The sequence below is a fragment of the Gracilibacillus oryzae genome, from assembly GCF_009498735.1.
In the GTDB taxonomy this organism is placed as follows: Bacteria; Bacillota; Bacilli; order Bacillales; family Amphibacillaceae; genus Gracilibacillus; species Gracilibacillus oryzae.
In genome coordinates this window covers 243,021-263,597 of the sequence record NZ_ML762427.1, presented here as the reverse complement: position 1 = coordinate 263,597, position 20,577 = coordinate 243,021, and the positions used below count along the sequence as shown (strand labels likewise).

The following is a 20,577-nucleotide window of genomic DNA, read 5'->3' as shown; positions in this document are numbered from 1 at the left end:
ATTGATAACAGCATTGGAATGACCATGTGCGATATCAATCGTGATATATTCAGGGACAAGCTCTGCTTCAGCAAGCTGTTCAACAAATTGATATTCTTCTTCTTTTACTCCAACACTAATCGAAGCGTAAAGATCTTTTGCCTGCATTTCCTTTATAAAGGACAAGCGTTTCTCTGGCTCAAACCGGTGCATAATATAAAAGTAATTGTTCTCAGCAAGATAAAGAGCCACTTTCTCATCAATGATTGTCTGCATATTAGCAGGTACAACCGGAAGCTTAAATTGACGGCCTCCCAGTGTCACAGTGGTGTTACATTCAGAGCGGCTGTTCACGATACACTTAGCGGGAATTAACTGAATATCTTCATAATCAAATATATTTTCCATCATATACACTCCTTATTTTTACTTCATCATTAGTTTGATATAAATAATCAACGCATAAACTTGGCAGAAAAAAATCCCAACTAAAAATGGGTAGAGTCATACTACCCATTCGTAGTTAGGATTTCTCGGCTCCCAGTAGAGACTCTTAGACCATTTTTCTAAGAATATACGAATGTTTTTTTAAGATTTAATTTCGAACCATAATTATTATAAACGAACTTTCGTATAATGTAAATAATTATTGTTCGTGTTTTGGGCTAAAATCCAAGGGAATGTGTGAAAATCCCTCCATATCATTGTATTTTAAGGATAGAAACTTTTTAAAAAAAATGTGCACACAAAAAAAGTTTTGAATAAATGCTTCTTCCTTAGAAAGGAGAGCAGAACATCTATTCAAAACACTATAAATTTCCGTGCATTATATATCATCTGTTCGTTTTATTAATGTGCTAATTTTCTATTAGATTCAATTCAAACATAAGGATGTTACCCTGAAGATTAGAGATGTCTATTTCCTGATAGATCACACCAATTATCAGTGGAGCAACGTCCCACTGATCATAGTCTCACTTTTCCGTATATTATCGGTTATAGCGGTTGTCTTGTTCGTCCTTTGCTTCACCAATATCATTTTGCATGCTACCTTTTAGTTTGTCCTTTTTGCCTTTTGCCTGTAGTTCAGGATTGTCAGTAGCATTGCCGATTTGATCCTTAGCTTCGCCTTTTACATTATTTACTGCACCTTTTACTTTATCTCCAAGTCCTTTTTTATCAGCCATCTAAAAACACTCCTTTGTAATATTATATAAACTTTATACCCGGCTCATCATTTTCTGAAACAAAGGTTTTTATGATAAGGGTTTTTCTCGGATGCTTCCATTTTCTTTCCTGGTACTAACTCATCTGTAAGTACCTCCTGGGATATCATAATTTCACTGATTTTTAATAATTCATTTACAATATATTCCTTAGGGGGGTGAAAAGAGGGATTTTATCATTTTTTGAGAATTTAAATGGCAGATACGCTTATTTCACTCAGACAGACCCTGGAGAGGATGGGCAGAAGGATCGGGATCATCCCATTTTGTTATGACATATTGACTCTGAATACAATAAGGGAATGATGTGGGGAGATGGAGGAGGTAGCTAAATGGATTTGAAATTAATAAATTTTGAGAATGTAAGTTACAATAGGGATTACTGTTATACACATTAATCAGCCCGGATCTAAAACTTAGATCCGGGTTAAATTTATTGCAGTCCCTGTATTTTTTGATTTACTTGCTGACTAATATCATTTGCACTAAGCCCGCTAGCACTAATGACAGAACCTTGGATCGCGGCGTCTTGCATCCCCATCATATTTTCATCCAGACCGGAGATCACGCAGCAATCACAGCCATTAGCGTCCTCTTCTTGTCTTAATACGACCACTTCATGACCTTCCGCCTGCAGCATTTGTTGAACGTTTGTTAACGATTGTTCCACTCCAATTCGAGCCATTCTAAAAACCTCCTTGAAATATCATCAATTTTAATATGTACTCTATTTTGCTGTTCATACACTTTACATCAATAATTTTCTAGAAGAACAAGTCCAATGTTTGATCCAGTGAATAAAAAGGTATGAAAAAACTAGGAAAAGAATATAAAGGAGGGAAATAAATGAACATTATACGAGCAAAAGAAATTACTCAGGATCCAAATATGAAAGATGTGGAGTATTTAGGTGAAAAGGTCTATATCCTGTCAGTAGATGAAGAATCCAAAAAAGCTCTCGTTCGATATCGGGAAAATTCTGATAAGACAGTGGAAGTAGACGTAAGGCAATTAGATGAGAAAAGCAGTGAAGCAGGATTTTAGCAAAATGAAAAGCTGAAATACAGGCATAAAAGTATGTCGGATTTTTGGGTTATCTCCTTCAAAGGTATGGCGTTTGCTGATATATTACAACTGCTTTAAATTCGTGTGTAAAATTTAATTATCGTGTTTTATACAAGAAAGCGGGGGTATAAGCAATACAACTATAGCAAAAGGAGATGACTATTGATGAATATTTTAATAACTTCAAGCGCAAGAAGGATAGATTTTGTTGGCTTTTTTAAGGATGCATTAAAAAGTCTGGGCATAGAAGGAAATGTTATTACAGCTGATCCAGAATATAATGCGCCATCCTTGCAAGCAGGGGACAAAAACTATATGATCCCCCATCAGACTGCCCCAGGTTATCTGGACGCTATATTTAATATTTGTACAAAAGAGCATGTTAATTGTATAGTGCCATTAAATGACTGGGAGGTCCCAAAGTTAGCTGCAGCAAAGCATAAATTTGTTGAAAAAGATATAAAGCTTTTTGTTCCGGACGAATCGGTTGTGGAGAAAGTGAGAGACAAAGGGAAGTACAGAGAACTTTTACAACCTTTTGAAGTAAAAGCGCCATTTTCTTATTTGAATGTAACTGATGCTGAAAAAGGATTGGAAAGTGGAGAAGTGGATTATCCATTAATCATCAAACCTCGTAATGGATCTGCCTCCATGGGTGTGGAATTCGCATATAACGTAGAAGAGTTACAGCATGCGTATGATTGTGCTGTAAGGGAAATAAAGGAATCTCCGTTAGATGATGCAACATCGAAGAGTGCCGAAGAGAATGTCATTATTCAGGAAGTAATAGAAGGAGATAAGTTTAGTCTGGATATCTTTAATGATCTGGATGGAAATTATGTCACATCACTTGTGCGCAGGCAATTCGCTATGCGTGGTGGGGACATCGACAAATGTGTTACAGAAAATTCAGAGGAATTACTGGAAATCGGGGAAAAAATAGGCTCAAACTTAAAACATGCGGGTTATATCAACACAGACGTCTATTATGATGGGAAAAATTATTATGTGATTGATATCAATCCTCGATTTGGCGGAGGTTATGCATTCTCACACAGAGCTGGTGCAAATATACCTGCAGCAATAATTAACATTACCAGGGGTGAAAAGGTAGATGAAGATTGGCTCACTCAGCAGGCAGGTTTAGATTTAGCACGTCATGATACAGTAGTGGCGATTGATAAAGAAAAACCGACAGTAATGAACAGATAATAAAGGAGGGATAGAATGAGAGAACAATTAGTTTCTCTCTTAAAAGAATTAATTGAAATAGACAGCTCAACTAAAGATGGAGCAAACAGAGCGGTTGACTTCTGTGCTGATTGGCTGGAAGGAAGAGGCCTTCTGGTAAACAAAATCAGTAATAGTGGTTATCAGTCTTTAGTTTGTGAAATTGGTGAGGGCGAGCAGACGATTGTGTTAAATGGTCATGTTGATGTAATTGAAGGGGAAAAAGAGCAGTTTCAGCCTTTTATAAAAGACGGTAAAATGTATGGTCGCGGCTCGGTTGATATGAAAGCTGGTGTTGCGGCGATGATGGAAACTGTTGCACAGTTGAAAGACCACGTATTGCCGGCAAAAGTAATGCTGCAGATTGTCCCGGATGAGGAGACAGGTGGCAGGAATGGAAGTAAGTTTTTAGCTGATCAAGGTTACCGAGGCGACTTTATGATTTGTGGTGAACCGACAAATTTAGGCGTTGCGGTTCAATCTAAAGGGGTATTACAACTTGACTTTAAGATTTATGGCAAGCCTGCACATGGCAGCAGGCCGTGGGATGGGGTAAATGCTGTTATGAAAGCATATCAGCTATATGAAGATATATTAAGATTACCATTTGCTGAAGAAATAGAACCACCGTTTTACGATAAACCATCCATTAATCTTGCCAAGTTATCTGGAGGAACAGTGTACAACAAAGTACCAGAAGTTTGTGAAATGGCATTAGACATTCGTTATCTGCCAAATCAGGATCCAAATGTTATCTATCAGCAAATCAAAGATATTACAGATGGAGATGTCCAAATCCATATTTGTAATGACCCAGTTAAAACAGAGCCTGATGATCCTTATGTGCAAATGTTAAAAAGATCGATCAAGAGAGAGACGCAATTGGAAGATGTTAATGTGTTTGGTCAACATGGGTCTTCTGATGCCCAATTTTTCACAAAGTATGGAAGTGCAGCAGTTGAATTTGGCCCTGTAGGTGCAGACTGGCACGGGGAAAATGAAATGGTGTATATAGACTCTGTCAGAGAATATGTAGAAATTATGAAAGACTTTATCAGTATAGATGTGGCCAACATTAAGGAACTATCTGTTTCGAGTAAGTGACATTTATACAATTATATTACAGAAATAAAAAATAATGGAAAACATGTTTATTTAAAAGTTTATAGAGGTATAAGAAAAATGTGATAAATAATCACAAAAAAATAACTAATTTACAGGAGGTAGTTTTAAATGGCGAAAAATAACAATAATAATAACGGTAAAATGAGCAGAGAGCAAGCAGGCCAAAAAGGTGGAGAAACAGTAAGCAACAAATATGATACAGAACACTTCCAGGAAATTGGGCAAAAAGGCGGAAAAACAACAAGCCAAAATCATGATCAGGACTTTTACCAAGAGATTGGGAAAAAAGGTGGACAAACAGTAAGTGATAAATATGATAGTGAGCACTTCCAGGAAATCGGTCAACAAGGCGGAGAAGCAGTAAGTGACAAATATGATACAGAGCACTTCCAGGAAATCGGCCAAAAAGGCGGAGAAGCAACAAGTGATAAGTATGATACAGAGCACTTCCAGGAAATCGGCCAAAAAGGCGGAGAAACAACAAGTGACAAGTATGATACAGAGCACTTCCAGGAAATCGGTCAAAAAGGCGGAGAAACAACAAGCGATAAATATGGCGAAGATCATTACGAAGAAATTGGTAAAAAAGGCGGCCGTAATTCAAGAAGAAACAATAACAACTCTTAAATTTCGACCGATTAGATAAATATTAAACTAATTAACTATTGTCAATTATATAGGAGGATGATATAAATGGCAAATGATAAACAATATAAAACGGGAGAAAAAGCTCCTGAATCTGGTAAGTATAAAGTAGATAAGTTATTAAATGGAAATAACCATAATGACGATTCAGAAATCGATTTAAGCGCAGGAGATCAATTCCCTCCATCTCCATCAGAACATGAGGCAGCATATTGGGTAAAATCTTCTTAAGATACACAAGCCCCTCTTTTAAATTTGAAAAGGGGGGCATTATTTTGCCCAGTATTAAGAAATGAATTCTTCATTAAAGGTGGTCTGAATTATGTTTTTTCATAGAAAAGAATTGCAATATCACGCTAAGCCCGACCGTCCAGATCCGGTGTATGCAAAGAAACTTCAAGAAATATTAGGCGGACAATATGGCGAAATGTCTGTTGCCATGCAATACTTATTTCAAGGTTGGAATGCACGAGGAGAAGAAAAGTATAAAGATTTAATCATGGACACAGGTACAGAAGAACTGGGGCACATTGAAATGATTTCAACAATGATTGCTAGATTATTAGATGATGCCCCTGTTAACGAACAGGAAAAAGCGGCAGAAAACCCGATAATTGAAGCAGCTCTTGGTGGAATGAATCCTCACCATGCAATTGTGTCAGGTCTTGGAGCAATGCCTGAAAATAGCACAGGAGTTCCGTGGAATGCCGGGTATATTGTTGCCAGCGGTAATTTAATCACAGATTTCAGAGCGAACTTAAACGCCGAATCACAAGGCAGACTACAAGTGGCGAGATTGTATGAAATGACAAATGATAACGGAGTAAAGAAAATGCTCTCATTCCTTCTGGCGCGTGATACTATGCACCAGAATCAATGGATTGCCGCATTAAAAGAACTGGAAGAAAAGTATGGTACTACTGTTCCTGGAACTGTACCAGAAGAATGGGAAGCAACTGACTTTTCTTATGATTTAATGAATTTCTCTGCAGGAGAAGAAAGTAGAGATGGAGGTTGGGCTTCAGGTAAGACTCCTGATGGACATGGCAAATTTGGCTATGTGGAAACACCGGAAGCTCATGGTGGTAAACAGGAATTAAAGCCTGCTCCATCCTATATGCATGGGACACCACCGAAGTAAAATATTATCAAGTTTTAAAAGCATCCTGTTTTAGGGTGCTTTTATTTATTTTGTGAAATATATTTCATGCTTGACTTTAAACTTACCATTTTCCGAGCATCCGAATTTCCTCATTTATTTTGATAAAGTTCATAAAATATCCCCTTAACCTCAGCGTATGAATTTACAAACAAAATTCCTGTTATTTTAATCATAAAATCCAGCATGTTAGTCATTTTGTAACCTAATCGAAGCATTACATTGTCATAATAGAATAAAAATGAAAGGCAGGGATTGGATTGTTAAGCTTAAAGAACTTAAGTAAATCGTATAAAAACAATGTTGCATTAAAAAATGTTTCCTTAAATATATCTGAAGGTATTTGTTTCGGTCTGATTGGGCCAAATGGAGCTGGCAAATCCACTTTAATTAAAATTATTGCATCGGTTATCCAGGACTATAGCGGGAATGTTCAGTTTACAAATAACAAAATTCAAATCGGTTATGTTCCCCAGGAAATTGCATTAGAAGAGACACTGTCTGCCAGAGATAATTTACACTTTTTTGGAAGACTTTATGGTTTAAAAGGTGCTGTACTACAAAAACGCACGGAAGAGGTCTTATCGGAAATTGGACTTACAGAACGTGGAAAAGAAAAAGTGAAGACTTTTTCAGGAGGGATGAAACGCAGATTAAATATAGGATGTGCCATTATCCATCAGCCAAGATTCATCATAATGGATGAACCGACAGTTGGCATTGATCCGCAGTCACGACGATATATTTTTAACATGATCGAAAAATTTAAATCAAATGGTTTTACAATAATTTATGCCAGTCACTACATGGAAGAAATAGAGCAGTTATGTGAGGAAGCTGCATTTATGGACCATGGCAAGGTTGTAGAAAATGGATCAATTGAGCACTTACTGAAAAAACATGCTGTCCCTTCGATTTATGTTAAGGGAAGGATGTGTGTACCTGATGATTTAAGCCAAACCTGTTCAAAAGGAAAAGATGGCGGTTATTTAATCACTGCAAACAATCCATTAGCAGCGATGGAAAGAATGATTCATTTTTGTAATGAAAACAGTGGAGAAATTGAACGTCTTGAGTTAGTTAAACCAAAACTTGAGGATGTATTCTTTTCCTTAACAGGGAGCCAGCTGCGAGACTGATATAACGAGAGGAGAGACTTAAATGTTTGCGATAATCGGATTTGAATTGAAAAAGAGTCTGCAAGACAGGGGTTTATTATTCTGGACATTGATCCTGCCTATTATTTTCACTGTTATATTTATTTCTATATTTACCTCGGGATTAAGCGGATCAGATCGTCAGCAAGTAATTGTCTCCATTGTCTCAGGTTATACCATTATGTTTGTCTTTTTTATCATGATATCAATGGCAGATTCATTTATAAAAGATCAGAATATTGGCATGGTTACCAGAATAGAAAGCACCCCATTACCCTCACTTTTCTATCTGCTAGGCAAATGGATTTCTTACATGTATATTGTCATTATACAAATATTGATATTAACAACTTTCGGAAAGGTTATTTATGATATCCCTTTAACACAGCCACTCTATTTAATTATTTTATTTATCTTCTTGACTGTTATGGTTACCGGATTAGGATTAGCACTGTCATTGTTAGTAAAATCAATTAATATGGGTATTGCTCTGACTCAAGTTGTTGCATTAGGTGGAGCTGTGCTGAGTGGATTATGGATTCCGATCGATATAATGCCGGCATTTTTTCAGAAAATCAGTAATTTCCTGCCACAATATTGGGCGCATCAAGCTTTCCAGGATGCAATGTCAGGTACGCTTCAGGTTGCTGATCTATTTAAGACATTATTCGTTTTAATCGGGTTCAGTTTATTAGGGTTTATTGTTGCATTGTTCGCATATCCGAATTTTTTAAGGCGGTCGAAGGGATAATCGATTAGGGGGCATAAAATGAAGATAAATATCGACATTAATGATGAGCATACGGAACCATCGATCACGATTCAGACAAATGAATGGACAGAAGAATTAGAGGAAATTATTACTATTATTAGAGGGAAACACCGAAAGCGCCTATTTGGCATAGAATCAGATCAAACGGTCCTGCTTGATCCTAATGATATTGATTTTGTTTATTCAGAAAAGAGGAAGGTCTTTGCATGTATTGGAAGTCGCAATGTGGAAATAAAAATGAAACTTTATGAAATAGAAGTAATTCTAGCGCCTTATAATTTTATGCGTTTCTCTAAATCTGTCATTGGTAACCTTAACCATATTGATTGCTTTGAGCTATCTTTTAATGGCAATCTCTGTGTTTATTTCCATTCAGGATGTAAAGAATACATTTCTCGAAAATATGTAGTACCGATAAAAAATAGGTTGGACATGGGAGGGGAACCAGATGATAATGGAAGCAATTAAAAGAAGCATTACAGGCATAGCATTCGGAGGAATGATCACTTTTATTGCTCTGACGGTAGTCATCATTACAGACACAGAATCCTCTGCCACAGAGATCTGGTCTTATATGCTCTGCTCCTTTATAATAGGGATTTATTTTGGGTTGTCTTCATTTATTTTTGGAGATAACGGGTGGAGTATTTTGAAGCAAACGATTCTGCATTTTATTCTTTCCATTGCCTTCTACTTAATTATTGCCTTAACGGCGGGCTGGACACCATGGGAGATACCAGCGATTCTTTTAACTAGTTTAATATTTTTGTTTATATACGCTATTTTTTGGACGGGATACTATTTGTATTATAAAAAGATAGAGAAATCAATGAACAGAAATATTCAACAGAGAGATGGGCGGCAAAAACTATAACTGAATCTGTAACAGTCTTACATCAACCATTCTTGGCAGCGATAGATGTGTTGCCTAAACAAGTGTATAATACTAGAAGGATAACTCATCTAATTTACACGTAAAGAAGGTGGCAGTTCTAGTGGGTAAAGTCGCATTGATTGTTGATGAATTGATGGAACAAATAACAACAAAGAAATTGCTGCCTGGAGCTAAGCTTCCGTCTGAAAATCAGCTGGCAGATAAATATAAGGTTCCGCGATTTACGATTAGAGAAGCATTTAATAAGCTGGAAGAACGTGGATATATCTATTCTGAACAAGGCAAGGGGCGTTATCTAAAAGAAGAGTCAGTCTCTGTACAGATGTCTTTATCATCCAAAACCAGTTTTACCGAAAAAATGAATGCACTTGGCTATGACCATTGTACCCAAAATATCAGCTGTACTCCGATAGACTATGACCCTGTGATTTATGAAACTTTAAGTGCTGAGAAATCAGAGAGTGTGTATCAAATTGGCCGATTGAGGCTGATTAATGGCGAACCAATTGCGATCCATTATTCTTATGTAAAGGAAGCACAGTTTCCTTCAATAGGTGACGATGGTCCTGCTGTATTATCTATGTTTCGTTATTACCGCGCTCATGGCATCCAGCAATTCTCCAGCCGGAAATCATTATTAAATGTCACCTTTCCCACCTCCAGAGAGCAGAAACTGCTTCATTGCGGGAGCATGGTGCCGCTCATCGAGATTGTTAGTGACAGCATTAATGCAGAAAATGGCAATGTCCTCGAATATACGAGAATACTCTATCGAAGCGATAAATTTAAATATGATATAACTTCAGACATCTAAACGTACACTCTCACTCGAGAATGTACGTTTTTTTTTCTTGTTTACAAATAATTTACCTTATCTTTACACACAGCAACTTGGCGACAAGTTAGGATGAAAATGGAAAGGAGGGAAAGCATTAATGAAAAGAAAAAGAAGGACAGAAATTTTAATTGAAGGTGACCCTTCTCTAGCAAAAGAGCTATCAGAAATGATATTACATAAATACCGCTGTAAAGAATTAGTTGCGCCAAGACAAGGAATGACAATGGTAAAGATGCGTGAAACAGCAAAAAATTCTCTCTTTTATATCGGCGAGGTGCTGATCACGGAAGCGAAAGTAGAAGTGATGGATCACATTGGAGCAGGAATTGTTGTTGGAATAAAGGAAGAGCTTGCGAAACAATTAGCGATTATTGATGCGGCATATAAAGCGGCATTGCCAGAAACGGAAGAATGGGGAAAGAAGTTAATGGAAGAAGAGCAGCGAATCAAACAAGCAAAAATTCAGGAACAGGAAGAACTTTTAAAGACAAAAGTACTCTTCGAAACAATGGATGTATAAGAGAGGAGATGAATCCATGCGAATCGACACTGTACACGATATGCAGCAAGTCTACCGCACGTTGTTACAGAGCATGGCTAGACCAGGTTCCGTCGCATCACTACAACCTATTACCAGTAAGATGGATGATGCCAAAGGCTGTTACAAAACCACATGGCTTATTGCAATGACCCTGCTGGATGCAGAAGTTACCTTTCATATATTAGGTGATCCTCAAGGAGAGGTAACCAGCAAAATATCAGCATACACATTTGCCCAATTCACCAGTATAGAAAAGGCCGATTATATTTTTGTCTTAGAAGATACAAGTGAGACAGAGATCATTCATGATTTGTCTCAATGTAAGATTGGTGATTTGCGGGACCCGCAGCTTTCAGCAACATGGATCATAGAAAACAAGCTGAATCAGAATCCTGATCAATGGTCATTAACTGGTCCGGGTATTAAAGGAGAAACCAAACTACCTTTGCTTCTAACAGAGGAATTTTTACAGGCAAGAAAAGGACGTACGAATGAACACCCTTTAGGGATAGACCTCATCTTTACAACAAAAAATGCGGAAATTGTTTGCCTGCCGCGGACAACTTCTATTCATAGAAAGGGGGAAGCGAATTGGGCTATGTCGCAGTAAAAGGTGGAACGAATGCGATTGAAGCATCAATCGAACGTATCAAATATGAGCGAATAAAAGATATGGAAGTTGTCAGTGTGGAGACAATCCTCTCGTCCATGAGACTGCTGGTAGATCAGGTGATGTCAGAAGCAAGCCTTTATTCACCTTATCTGGCAGCACTAGCAATTAAACAGGCAGAAGGCAGTATGGAAGAAGCGGTATTTTTACTGCGGGCACATCGCTCTACATTACCTCGTCTTTATTACAGCCGGACGGTTGATCCATATGAAATGTTTGTGGAACGCAGAATTTCTGCAAGTTTTAAAGACATTCCCGGCGGGCAGCTCTTAGGTGCGACACATGACTATACTCACCGTTTATTAGATTTTCAATTATTAAGTGAAACAAAGCAAGATTTAGAGAATTGGTTGGCACAATATTCAGCAGAAAAGTTACCTCGTGCAACACGAAATGAAATAACCCACTATCCAAAAGTAGTCGAATATCTGCGCGCAGAAGGGCTGTTTGAAACATATGAAGCAGATAATACTTCACCTGATGATGTGACAAAGTACAGCTTACAATTTCCTGCTTCCCGGAGTGAAAGGCTGCAGATTTTAACAAGAGGGCAAACAGGAGCAATCACTTCATTGGGATATGCTTCATTACGAGGTTATGGCCAAGTACACCCAACAGTTGGAGAGGTTCGTGTCGGCAGACTGCCAATCTATGTATCGCTGGAGAATAGTGAAATGACTGATCCGGAAGACGACTACTATCTAGGCGAGATCAAAGTAACCGAAGTCGAATCATTTGTCCCTGTTACCAAAAAGAAGAATACAAATGAGCATGAGATAGAGTTTGAGATTGGTTATGGGGTTTGTTATGGGCAAAACGAAACAAAAGCAATTGCGATGAGCATTCTTGATCAATGCTTGGAACATCCGGAGGAATCGTTCGCAACACATGACGAAGAATTCGTTTTACTGCATGTCGATTCAGTGGAATCTACAGGTTTTATTTCACATTTAAAACTGCCACATTACGTTACGTTCCAGTCGAAATTAGACAGTGTCCGCAGAGTAAAACAAGGGGGAACAGAAAATGAATCCTAATCAGCATTTTGCCTTTTTAGATGAAGGTTCCAAAAAAGAAATAAGAAGAGCTTCCTTAAAAGCAGTCGCCATTCCAGGTTATCAAGTTCCTTTTGCTTCAAGGGAAATGCCGATAGCCAGAGGCTGGGGGACTGGCGGGCTGCAACTGACCCTTTCCCTGATTGGAAAAGAAGATGTTTTAAAAGTGATCGATCAAGGCTCAGATGAATCAGTTAATGCAGTAAGTATAAAAAAACTTGTCCAATCAACAACAGATGTGGAGCTGACAGAGCAAACGGAAGCAGCAACGATTATTCAATCAAGGCACCGTATTCCAGAGATACCTTTAACAAAGGAGCAGATTTTAGTGCTGCAGGTTCCTATGCCTGAGCCACTCCGTCATTATGAGAAAAAAGAACAAGAAACGAAAAAGCTTCATGCGGAAAATGAATACAGCGGAGTTTGGTTAATGTTGTTTGAACAAATTATGAAGTTTGGCAAAACAGCGACACAAGCAGATCATCCTGTTTTTGTTAATGACCGTTATGTGATGGCACCAAGTCCAATTCCAAGGTTTGATAACCCCAAGCTGCATGATTCAGAGGCATTGATTTTACTCGGGGCTGGAAGAGAGAAAAAGATTTATGCTGTTCCTCCACATACAGATGTGGCTTCACTAGCTTTTGAAGATTACCCGTTCACCGTCGAAGATTTTAGCGGGGAATGCTGTCATTTATGTGGTGCAACAGATGTATTTTTAGATGAACTTATTGATGAAGAATCCGGTCAAACAATTTTTCAGTGTAATGATACAAGCTACTGTATTGCCCGGTTAAATCAGCAGGAGCGAAAAGAGGTGGAGCTGGCAGATGTATGAACAGCCTATTTTACAAGTAAAGCATTTAAATAAACAATTTGGGAGTGGATGCCGTCATTGCACCAATGCAGCACAAGCTAATCTGATCAAAAATTATTGCCCGAAGTGTGGAACGATTTACGCTTGCCGGAATGTTTCCTTTGATGTGTACCCTGGTGAAATCCTCGGTATTGTCGGGGAAAGCGGCAGTGGCAAATCTACTGTAATGCACTGCCTGTATTTTGATAAGGAAGTGACGGCAGGTGAAGTCTATTTGCATGACCCGGAATTTGAAGGACTGAACTTACTCACAATATCCTCACAGAAAAAACGCTATGTTCGCAACCATAAATATGGGATGGTTTATCAAAATCCTGTCAAAGGCTTAAAAATGAATTTCTCTTCGATCGGAAATATTGCCGAGAAACTGATTGCGGCAGGAAACCGGAATGTAACTGCAATGCAAAGAATCGGTCAGGATCTATTAGAAACGGTCCATATCCCATTATTCCGAATGAAAGAAGCGCCGGGAAATTTCTCTGGCGGAATGCAGCAGCGTGTCCAAATTGCGAAAGCTTTATCAAATCAGCCACCAATATTATTTCTTGATGAAGTAACAACAGGACTAGATTTATCAGTACAAGCGGCTGTGATTGATTTGATTAAACTAATACAGCGGGAACTGCAAATTAGCATGATTGTCGTCTCACATGATCTGGCAGTCATCCGAATGCTGGCAGATCGCACACTTGTTATGTTAAATGGGGAAGTAATTGAACAGGGCTTAACAGATCAGATATTAGAAGATCCTGCTCATTCTTATACACAACAATTAGTTTATAGCATGCTGTAAAATGTTCCAAATATAATTTTATCCCCTTTTTTGTAAACAAAATATAAGGAGGTATGTTGCAATTGCAGATTATCTATAATGGCAAATTAGTATTAGAAGATAGAATTACGCAAGGGTTGGCTGTTGTTATTGATGGGGAAAGGATTGAAGAAATCATCACAGATACGGCAATAACAGATTATCCAGATGCTGATTTAATTAATGCAAATGGTGGTTTCATATCCCCTGGATTTATTGATATTCATTCCGATTATATTGAATCAATTGTGTCACCAAGACCGACAAGCCTGATGGATTTTGATATTAGTTTAAGAGAAGTAGAAAAAATCTTAATTAGTCATGGCATTACAACCATATTCCATTCTCTATCTTTTTATAAAGAAGATCTTTTTTCACATAAACCAATGCGTTTTCCTAAGAATGTGGAGCGTCTTGTTAATGCAATTGCAGCCACACATGACCGTCTCCATTTGATAAGACATCGCCATCATGCACGTTTTGAGATTGATAATATCGACCAAGTAGAATTTCTGATTGATAGTATAGAAAAAAATAAAGTGCATCTGCTATCTTTCATGGATCATACCCCTGGACAGGGACAGTACCGTGATCTGGAAGTTTTCCGTGATACATTGCAAGGATATCGAAACATCACAGATGATGAAGTCAATGTCCTTATTGCTGAAAGAAAGAGCAGAGAACAGCTCACGATAGAAAAAATTCAGGAGGTAACACAAATCGCTAGGGAAAAAGGTATTGCAGTAGCTTCCCATGATGATGATGACCTGAAAAAAGTAGAGTTAGTTCAATCCTTTGGTACAACGATTAGTGAATTTCCGATTACGTTAGAAGTAGCCAAAAAAGCAACAGCTTTAGGGCTGGCTACCGTTGTCGGTGCTCCCAATATCATGCTTGGCGGCTCGCATTCAGGCAATCTGTCAGCAAATGAAGCAATAAAAGAGAAATGTGCAGACATTCTTTGCAGTGACTATTATCCGGCAGCACTTTTACACGCAATTTTTAAAATGAATGAACAATACCAGCATGACTTACATGACATGTTTATGAAAGTTACCTTAAATCCGGCAAGAGCGGTAAAAATGGATGATGAAATTGGTTCAATTAAGCCAGGTAAAAAAGCTGACCTGTTAATTATCGAAAGAATGGAAGATGGTTATCCAATGCTGACATTAACGATGGTTAATGGAACGGTTATCACAACAACGAATTATCGGACAAATTAATAAGGAGGGAAGTGGGAATGACATTTCTTGAAGTCAGGAATTTTGGGAAAAGTTTTACCAGTCACCAGCTTGGCAGTACGAGACAGGCTGTTGAAAATATTAATTTTGATTTAGATAAAGGCCAATTTATTGGGATTATCGGAAAAAGCGGCAGCGGTAAATCGACCATTTTAAAAAGTATTTACAGAACATATTTACCTGATGAAGGGAGTATCTATTTTGACTCCAAAAGATTTGGGTTTATCGATTTATTCAAAGCCAGCGAAAGACAAATGATTTATTTAAGAAAACATGAAATAGGATATGTTTCACAATTTTTAAATGTGATGCCGCGCACTACTGCCAGACATTTGGTTGAACAGGCATTAATGGAAATGGGAGCAGTGAAGGAAACAGCAGCAATAAGAGCAGAACAAGCATTAACACATTTTGATCTTGACCCGCAATTATGGGATACCTTCCCTAACACTTTTTCCGGTGGGGAAAAACTGCGCTTAAATATTGCGATTGCTACAGTAAAAGAACCAAGATTGTTACTTTTAGATGAACCTACTGCCAGTCTTGATCAACAGTCGAAAGTAAAAGTGCGTGAAGTGATTGAAAAATTGAAAGCAAGTGGAACCACATTAATCGGTATCTTTCATGATATTGAATTTATGGAGAACCTTTGTGATAAGGTTTTTGATATGAAAAATAAAAGCTGTGAATTAGTCCATGGTGGATAGTATGAAAGCTGATTTACATGTTCACAGTAAATATTCAGACGGTTTTGACACAATAGAAGCTGTTTTGCAGCAAGCTAAGCAGCAGCAAATTTCTTCTATCAGCTTTGTTGATCATGATACTGCGGCTGGACAAGAGGAAGCGATTAGGATAGGGCAACACTATAACATTAACGTCATCCCGGGTATAGAAATCTCGGCATATGATTTTAAACGAAACAGGAAAGTCCATATCCTTGGTTATCAATATGATCTTGATGCTAAGAATATCAAAGCTCTTTGTGATCCGTTGCTAATAAGAAGGCATCATCATTCTCTCTGGCAAATCGAACAAATTCAACTGGCAGGATATGATATTAGTTTAGAAAAGATCAGTGCTTCTATTGTGCCAGGTTCTGCTATCTACAAACAGCATATTATGCGGCAATTAACAGCATCATCTTATGAATCGGAAAATTATCAGAACCTCTATCAATCTTTATTTAAACAAAATGGCGTTGCATCAGGAGATATAGAATATGTGGATGTGTTTAAGGCAGTCCATGCAATTAAGCAGGATAACGGAATAGCTGTTATTGCGCATCCAGGACAATTAGATTCCTATGACCTGATTCCAGAGTTAGCAGAGGCGGGTTTAGATGGGGTGGAACGACACCATCCTGATCATACGAGAGAAGATCATCTGTTAATTGATTCACTTGCGGAAAAATATAACTTAATTCTAACTGGCGGAACAGATTATCATGGGCTATTTGGTGCTGCTATTACAATTGGAGAAGTTAATAGTCCACCTAATCAATTAATAAACAAATAGTTTTCCATATAGGAAAATATCTTTTTATGAAATTTGTAAATATTCTTAAATGAGTGTTAAGAAATGGTAAAAAAGTAATATAGTTCTACAATTTGTGATTTAATTAATACTGGCATACATATTCAGACATTATTTTATAACCATCATTTTATATGGAGAGGGGAAACAAGAATGAAAAAAATAATGGGATTCATGCTTTTGGTTGTTGTTGCGTTGGTGTTAAGTGCATGTAATAGTGGAAATGCACAAGAGTCAGGTGGAGATGATGTAATTGATATGGTTTGGTATCCAAATGAATCAGGTAACGACTTGAAAGGTGCACGTGAAGCGATAGGTAGTATGGTTGCTGAGGCAACAGGAAAAGAAGTAGAACATCACTTGACAACAGATTATGCCATTGCAATTGAAACAATTGTGAATAACAATGCTGAATTAGCTTTTATGGGAGCACAAGGGTACATTGAAGCAAAAAATGGAAATGATGCTATTGAGCCAATTGCAGTGCCAACTGGTCCATCAGGTACATTAGATGATGCGATGTATCACAGCTGGTTAGCAGTGCCTGTCGATCAACAGGACAATTTTAAGGTGGATGGAGAATTTTCATTAGATACACTTGAAGGTGTGAAATTTTCGTTTGTTTCCAACAGCTCAACTTCAGGTTTCGTAGTTCCCTCGTCAACAATTATCGGACATTTTGCTGACAAAGAATTAACGGAAGAAGATTTAATGGAGGGTGGACCGCTTTTCTCACAAGTTTTATTCGGTGGTTCCCATCAAGGGTCGGCAGTTAACTTATTAAACGGCAGTGCAGATGTGGCAGCATTTTGTGATACATGTGTAAATAATTATGTTGAAGTAGCAGAAGGTGAAGAGAATACAGCTGGAACTGTTTATCGTGTAAAAGACGATGCAGCGGAACCTTTTAATACAGTAACAGGCAAGGAATTTATGCTAATGAGTGTAACACCAGTATTAAATGCTCCTTTTGTTGCGAACACAGAAGTATTAAGTGAAGAAGATTTAAATAAAATTAAAGAAACATTTGTATCAGATGAAGTGGCAAATAATGAGGGAATCTTTGTACCAGAGGATTCTGAAGAAGGCGGCTTATTCTCGAAATCAGCGGATGAACGTTTTGCAGAAGTGGAAGATGCATGGTTTGACCCGATTCGTGAGCTATCTAATTAATTAGCATTCTAACAGGCCATTTGGAATAGTGTTATCCTCCAAATGGCTTATTCATGCAAGTTCAATCCATTACTCAAAATCCAAAACGATAAAAAGGAGATCGCTGAACATGCCTTTGTTAGAAGTAAAAGAGTTAAACAAATCCTATAATTCAGAAATCCAAGTATTGAAAAATATTGAATTCAGTGTCGGTGCTGGTGAATTTATTTCCATTATCGGCCCATCAGGTGCGGGTAAATCTACTTTGTTAAGATGTATTAACCGGATGGTCGAGATAGAGACAGGTTGTGTGTTTTTTGATGGTAAGGATGTAGGTGCGCAAAATAAAAAGGATTTGCGCAGATTGCGGACAAACATCGGGATGATATTTCAGCACTATAATTTAGTACCCCGCTTAACCGTAATTGAAAATGTATTACATGGGCGTTTTGGTTATAAATCAACAATTGGAGGGGTGCTTGGACTCTTTACTGAAGAAGAAAAACAGCGTGCCTTTGATTTGCTGGAGAAGTTAGGGATCGCGGAACAGGCTTATAAACGTTGTGATCAGTTAAGTGGAGGTCAGCAGCAAAGAGTAGGAATTTGCCGTGCTTTAATCCAGGAACCTAAACTTATTCTTTGTGATGAGCCGATTGCATCACTTGATCCGAACTCCTCCAAAATAATTATGGATCATCTTAAACAGATTTCTACAGAGCTTGGCATTACCTGTATTGTGAATTTACATCAAGTAGAAGTTGCAAAGGATTATGCACATCGGATCAGTGGTCTTAAACAAGGAGAAGTGGTGTTTGATGGTGCCAGTCCATTGCTGTCACAAGATAAGATTGAACATATTTACGGGATGGAAACAAGGGAGCTAATCACCGTATAAGGGGTATAACAGATGAATGAAAAAATTATGCGTAAAAAAAAGCTGCAACTGACGTTCGTTTTCCTGATTATTATTGCTGCTACTTATTTATCCAGCGCTGTAACAGAATACAATCTGTTTGAAAGTGTTGCAACAATTCCCGCTGCTTTTGCCTGGATATTCTCGAACTTAATCATTACACAAGAAGCTTTAGAAAGATTACCTGACATTCTGGAGAAATTAAATGAGACGATTTTTATGTCTATTGCTGCAACAACGATTGCTGCTGTGTTTTCTCTTTTTCTGGCACTGATGGGCTCTAAAACGACTAAAGCAAATAATATACTTAGTGTGATTGCCAGATTCGTTGCATCTTTATCACGTAACATTCCTGTTGTTGCATGGTCACTGATTTTATTAATTTCGTTTGGACAGAATTCCGTTACCGGTTTTCTGGCACTATTTGTGGCTACACTTGGTTTTTTGACAAGAGCATTTATCGAATCCATTGATGAAGCGGACCAAAAATCAGTAGAGGCTTTAACCGCGACAGGTGCAACTTATTTCCAGATTGTGAGCAAGGCTGTTATCCCGCAGAGTCTGCCGCAAATGATCAGCTGGATATTGTTTATGATTGAAACTAATATCAGAAGCGCCACATTAGTTGGAATCCTGACGGGAACAGGGATTGGCTATATGTTTGATTTATATTATAAAAATTTGAACTATAATATTGTCGCATTAATTACATTGACCATCGTTGTAGCTGTTATTGCCATTGAGTTAATATCTACAAGGATTAGGAAGGTGATTTTATAATGGCAGTACAGACAAGCATAAATCCAGCTGTAATCAAACGGACGAAAAGTGGAAAAATTAATATTAAGTCAGGAAACAAAATTGACCTTGTTGTAAAGTGGACACTTTGGATATTAACCTTGTTAACAATCTTAGCATTTTTCTTCTTTAACTATACCGGTTTGCAAATAGAACGTGCATTCACAGAGACATTATATAATCTGAGAGTAATGTTTTTGGAACCTGCTTTAAGCCACTTTAGCTGGGCGGAAGCATTCTATCAAGTTGCCGTCACATTAGGGTTAGGAGTGCTTGCCACTATCTTTGGTGCTATCATTGCCTTTTTCCTGGCATTAATGGCAGCGGAAAATCTATCAAAGCCATGGTTATCAAAAACAGTAAGAATATTTGTTGCATTTATTCGTGCAGTGCCAACTGTACTGTGGGTTTTGATTTTTGCTATTGCAGCAGGATTAGGCAGTGAAGCAGCTGTTCTGGGAATGCTATTTCACTCTGTCGCTTACTTAGTAAAAGCATTTTCAGAATCAATCGAGGAAGTGGACCCAGGCATTCTTGAGGCATTAAGAGCAACTGGCTCCAACTGGTGGCATATTGTTGTCCATGGAGTGCTGCCATCTACTTTTACTTATTTATTATCATGGACCTTCCTGCGCTTTGAAATTAACTTCTCTGTTGCAGTAGCAATGGGAGCAGCAGCAGGAGCGGGCGGGATAGGTTTTGAATTATTTATGGCATCAGGCTTCTATTTTGACCTTCGGGAAGTTGGGTTAATTACTTATCTTATTCTCATTATAGCGATCATCTTAGAATTTATCTCAACTAAATTGAAGGACCGTTATTTTCCTTCTACAGTAAAAAATTAAAGGCAAAAGACCAGTGCTAACACTGGTCTTTTGCCAAATGACAT

At 37.9% G+C, this 20,577-nt stretch carries 25 protein-coding genes, 1 pseudogene and 1 riboswitch; of the genes and pseudogenes, 23 read left to right on the top strand and 3 right to left on the bottom strand.

Annotated features, from left to right (window positions below; all coding sequences use genetic code 11):
* Positions 1-57: 57 nt before the first annotated feature.
* The 3 genes and pseudogenes from F9U64_RS22920 to F9U64_RS08185 all read right to left on the bottom strand — a co-directional run.
* Positions 58-387, bottom strand: a pseudogene (locus F9U64_RS22920) (GMP reductase); the annotation flags it as partial.
* Positions 388-479: 92 nt separating this feature from the next.
* Positions 480-579, bottom strand: a riboswitch (purine riboswitch).
* A gap of 389 nt (positions 580-968) precedes the next feature.
* Positions 969-1,166 (bottom strand): CsbD family protein, encoded by a 198-nt coding sequence (locus tag F9U64_RS08190; RefSeq protein ID WP_153402520.1) that lies wholly within the window; start codon positions 1,164-1,166, stop codon positions 969-971.
* 472 nt (positions 1,167-1,638) lie between these two features.
* Positions 1,639-1,890 (bottom strand): YkuS family protein, encoded by a 252-nt coding sequence (locus F9U64_RS08185; RefSeq protein WP_153402519.1) that lies wholly within the window; start codon positions 1,888-1,890, stop codon positions 1,639-1,641.
* Positions 1,891-2,051: 161 nt separating this feature from the next.
* On the opposite strand from F9U64_RS08185, the gene F9U64_RS08180 reads away from it, so the two are divergent.
* From F9U64_RS08180 to phnE (F9U64_RS08070), 23 genes are all read left to right on the top strand, one after another.
* Positions 2,052-2,249, top strand: a complete 198-nt coding sequence (locus F9U64_RS08180) for an H-type small acid-soluble spore protein (RefSeq protein WP_153402518.1) — start codon at positions 2,052-2,054, stop codon at positions 2,247-2,249.
* Between the two features lie 186 nt (positions 2,250-2,435).
* Positions 2,436-3,482, top strand: coding sequence for an ATP-grasp domain-containing protein (locus tag F9U64_RS08175; protein WP_153402517.1), 1,047 nt, complete (start codon positions 2,436-2,438; stop codon positions 3,480-3,482).
* 15 nt (positions 3,483-3,497) lie between these two features.
* A complete protein-coding gene (locus F9U64_RS08170) occupies positions 3,498-4,604 on the top strand; it encodes a M20 family metallopeptidase (protein WP_153402516.1) in 1,107 nt (368 codons plus the stop codon).
* Between the two features lie 129 nt (positions 4,605-4,733).
* Positions 4,734-5,252: a con-10 family general stress protein gene (locus tag F9U64_RS08165; RefSeq protein WP_153402515.1), complete on the top strand. Its 519-nt coding sequence runs from the start codon at positions 4,734-4,736 to the stop codon at positions 5,250-5,252.
* Positions 5,253-5,318: 66 nt separating this feature from the next.
* Entirely contained in the window at positions 5,319-5,501 is a 183-nt protein-coding gene (locus F9U64_RS08160) for a YjzC family protein (RefSeq protein ID WP_153402514.1), read from the top strand.
* A 91-nt stretch (positions 5,502-5,592) separates the two neighbouring features.
* The gene (locus F9U64_RS08155) at positions 5,593-6,411 is read left to right on the top strand and encodes a manganese catalase (protein WP_153402513.1); all 819 of its coding nucleotides are present in this window, start codon (positions 5,593-5,595) and stop codon (positions 6,409-6,411) included.
* Positions 6,412-6,689: 278 nt separating this feature from the next.
* Positions 6,690-7,568, top strand: a complete 879-nt coding sequence (locus tag F9U64_RS08150) for an ABC transporter ATP-binding protein (RefSeq protein ID WP_153402512.1) — start codon at positions 6,690-6,692, stop codon at positions 7,566-7,568.
* Between the two features lie 22 nt (positions 7,569-7,590).
* Positions 7,591-8,337, top strand: a complete 747-nt coding sequence (locus tag F9U64_RS08145) for an ABC transporter permease (RefSeq protein ID WP_153402511.1) — start codon at positions 7,591-7,593, stop codon at positions 8,335-8,337.
* An 18-nt stretch (positions 8,338-8,355) separates the two neighbouring features.
* Complete coding sequence (locus F9U64_RS08140; RefSeq protein WP_153402510.1) at positions 8,356-8,826, top strand: LytTR family DNA-binding domain-containing protein; 471 nt, start codon at positions 8,356-8,358, stop codon at positions 8,824-8,826.
* Complete coding sequence (locus F9U64_RS08135) at positions 8,807-9,232, top strand: DUF3021 domain-containing protein (RefSeq protein ID WP_153402509.1); 426 nt, start codon at positions 8,807-8,809, stop codon at positions 9,230-9,232. Before F9U64_RS08140 ends, F9U64_RS08135 begins: the two co-directional genes overlap by 20 nt.
* 121 nt (positions 9,233-9,353) lie before the next feature.
* On the top strand, positions 9,354-10,067 hold the full coding sequence (locus F9U64_RS08130; RefSeq protein ID WP_228275623.1) for a GntR family transcriptional regulator: 714 nt from the start codon (positions 9,354-9,356) through the stop codon (positions 10,065-10,067).
* 121 nt (positions 10,068-10,188) lie between these two features.
* Complete coding sequence (gene phnG / locus F9U64_RS08125) at positions 10,189-10,611, top strand: phosphonate C-P lyase system protein PhnG (protein ID WP_153402508.1); 423 nt, start codon at positions 10,189-10,191, stop codon at positions 10,609-10,611.
* Between the two features lie 16 nt (positions 10,612-10,627).
* The gene (gene phnH / locus F9U64_RS08120; RefSeq protein ID WP_194287309.1) at positions 10,628-11,242 is read left to right on the top strand and encodes a phosphonate C-P lyase system protein PhnH; all 615 of its coding nucleotides are present in this window, start codon (positions 10,628-10,630) and stop codon (positions 11,240-11,242) included.
* Positions 11,224-12,339: a carbon-phosphorus lyase complex subunit PhnI gene (locus tag F9U64_RS08115; protein WP_153402506.1), complete on the top strand. Its 1,116-nt coding sequence runs from the start codon at positions 11,224-11,226 to the stop codon at positions 12,337-12,339. The genes phnH and F9U64_RS08115 overlap by 19 nt, the downstream gene beginning before the upstream one ends.
* Entirely contained in the window at positions 12,329-13,195 is an 867-nt protein-coding gene (locus tag F9U64_RS08110) for an alpha-D-ribose 1-methylphosphonate 5-phosphate C-P-lyase PhnJ (RefSeq protein ID WP_153402505.1), read from the top strand. The genes F9U64_RS08115 and F9U64_RS08110 overlap by 11 nt, the downstream gene beginning before the upstream one ends.
* The gene (locus tag F9U64_RS08105; RefSeq protein WP_153402504.1) at positions 13,188-14,027 is read left to right on the top strand and encodes an ATP-binding cassette domain-containing protein; all 840 of its coding nucleotides are present in this window, start codon (positions 13,188-13,190) and stop codon (positions 14,025-14,027) included. The genes F9U64_RS08110 and F9U64_RS08105 overlap by 8 nt, the downstream gene beginning before the upstream one ends.
* A gap of 62 nt (positions 14,028-14,089) precedes the next feature.
* The gene (gene phnM, locus F9U64_RS08100) at positions 14,090-15,271 is read left to right on the top strand and encodes a phosphonate metabolism protein PhnM (protein WP_153402503.1); all 1,182 of its coding nucleotides are present in this window, start codon (positions 14,090-14,092) and stop codon (positions 15,269-15,271) included.
* A gap of 17 nt (positions 15,272-15,288) precedes the next feature.
* Positions 15,289-15,996, top strand: coding sequence for a phosphonate C-P lyase system protein PhnL (gene phnL / locus F9U64_RS08095; RefSeq protein WP_153402502.1), 708 nt, complete (start codon positions 15,289-15,291; stop codon positions 15,994-15,996).
* A 1-nt stretch (position 15,997) separates the two neighbouring features.
* Positions 15,998-16,807: a PHP domain-containing protein gene (locus F9U64_RS08090; RefSeq protein WP_153402501.1), complete on the top strand. Its 810-nt coding sequence runs from the start codon at positions 15,998-16,000 to the stop codon at positions 16,805-16,807.
* A gap of 171 nt (positions 16,808-16,978) precedes the next feature.
* Complete coding sequence (locus F9U64_RS08085; RefSeq protein ID WP_153402500.1) at positions 16,979-17,998, top strand: PhnD/SsuA/transferrin family substrate-binding protein; 1,020 nt, start codon at positions 16,979-16,981, stop codon at positions 17,996-17,998.
* Positions 17,999-18,107: 109 nt separating this feature from the next.
* Positions 18,108-18,872, top strand: a complete 765-nt coding sequence (gene phnC, locus F9U64_RS08080) for a phosphonate ABC transporter ATP-binding protein (RefSeq protein ID WP_153402499.1) — start codon at positions 18,108-18,110, stop codon at positions 18,870-18,872.
* Positions 18,873-18,884: 12 nt separating this feature from the next.
* Positions 18,885-19,670, top strand: a complete 786-nt coding sequence (gene phnE / locus F9U64_RS08075) for a phosphonate ABC transporter, permease protein PhnE (protein WP_153402498.1) — start codon at positions 18,885-18,887, stop codon at positions 19,668-19,670.
* Positions 19,670-20,533, top strand: coding sequence for a phosphonate ABC transporter, permease protein PhnE (gene phnE, locus F9U64_RS08070; protein ID WP_153402497.1), 864 nt, complete (start codon positions 19,670-19,672; stop codon positions 20,531-20,533). Before phnE (F9U64_RS08075) ends, phnE (F9U64_RS08070) begins: the two co-directional genes overlap by 1 nt.
* The last annotated feature ends 44 nt before the right edge of the window (positions 20,534-20,577 follow it).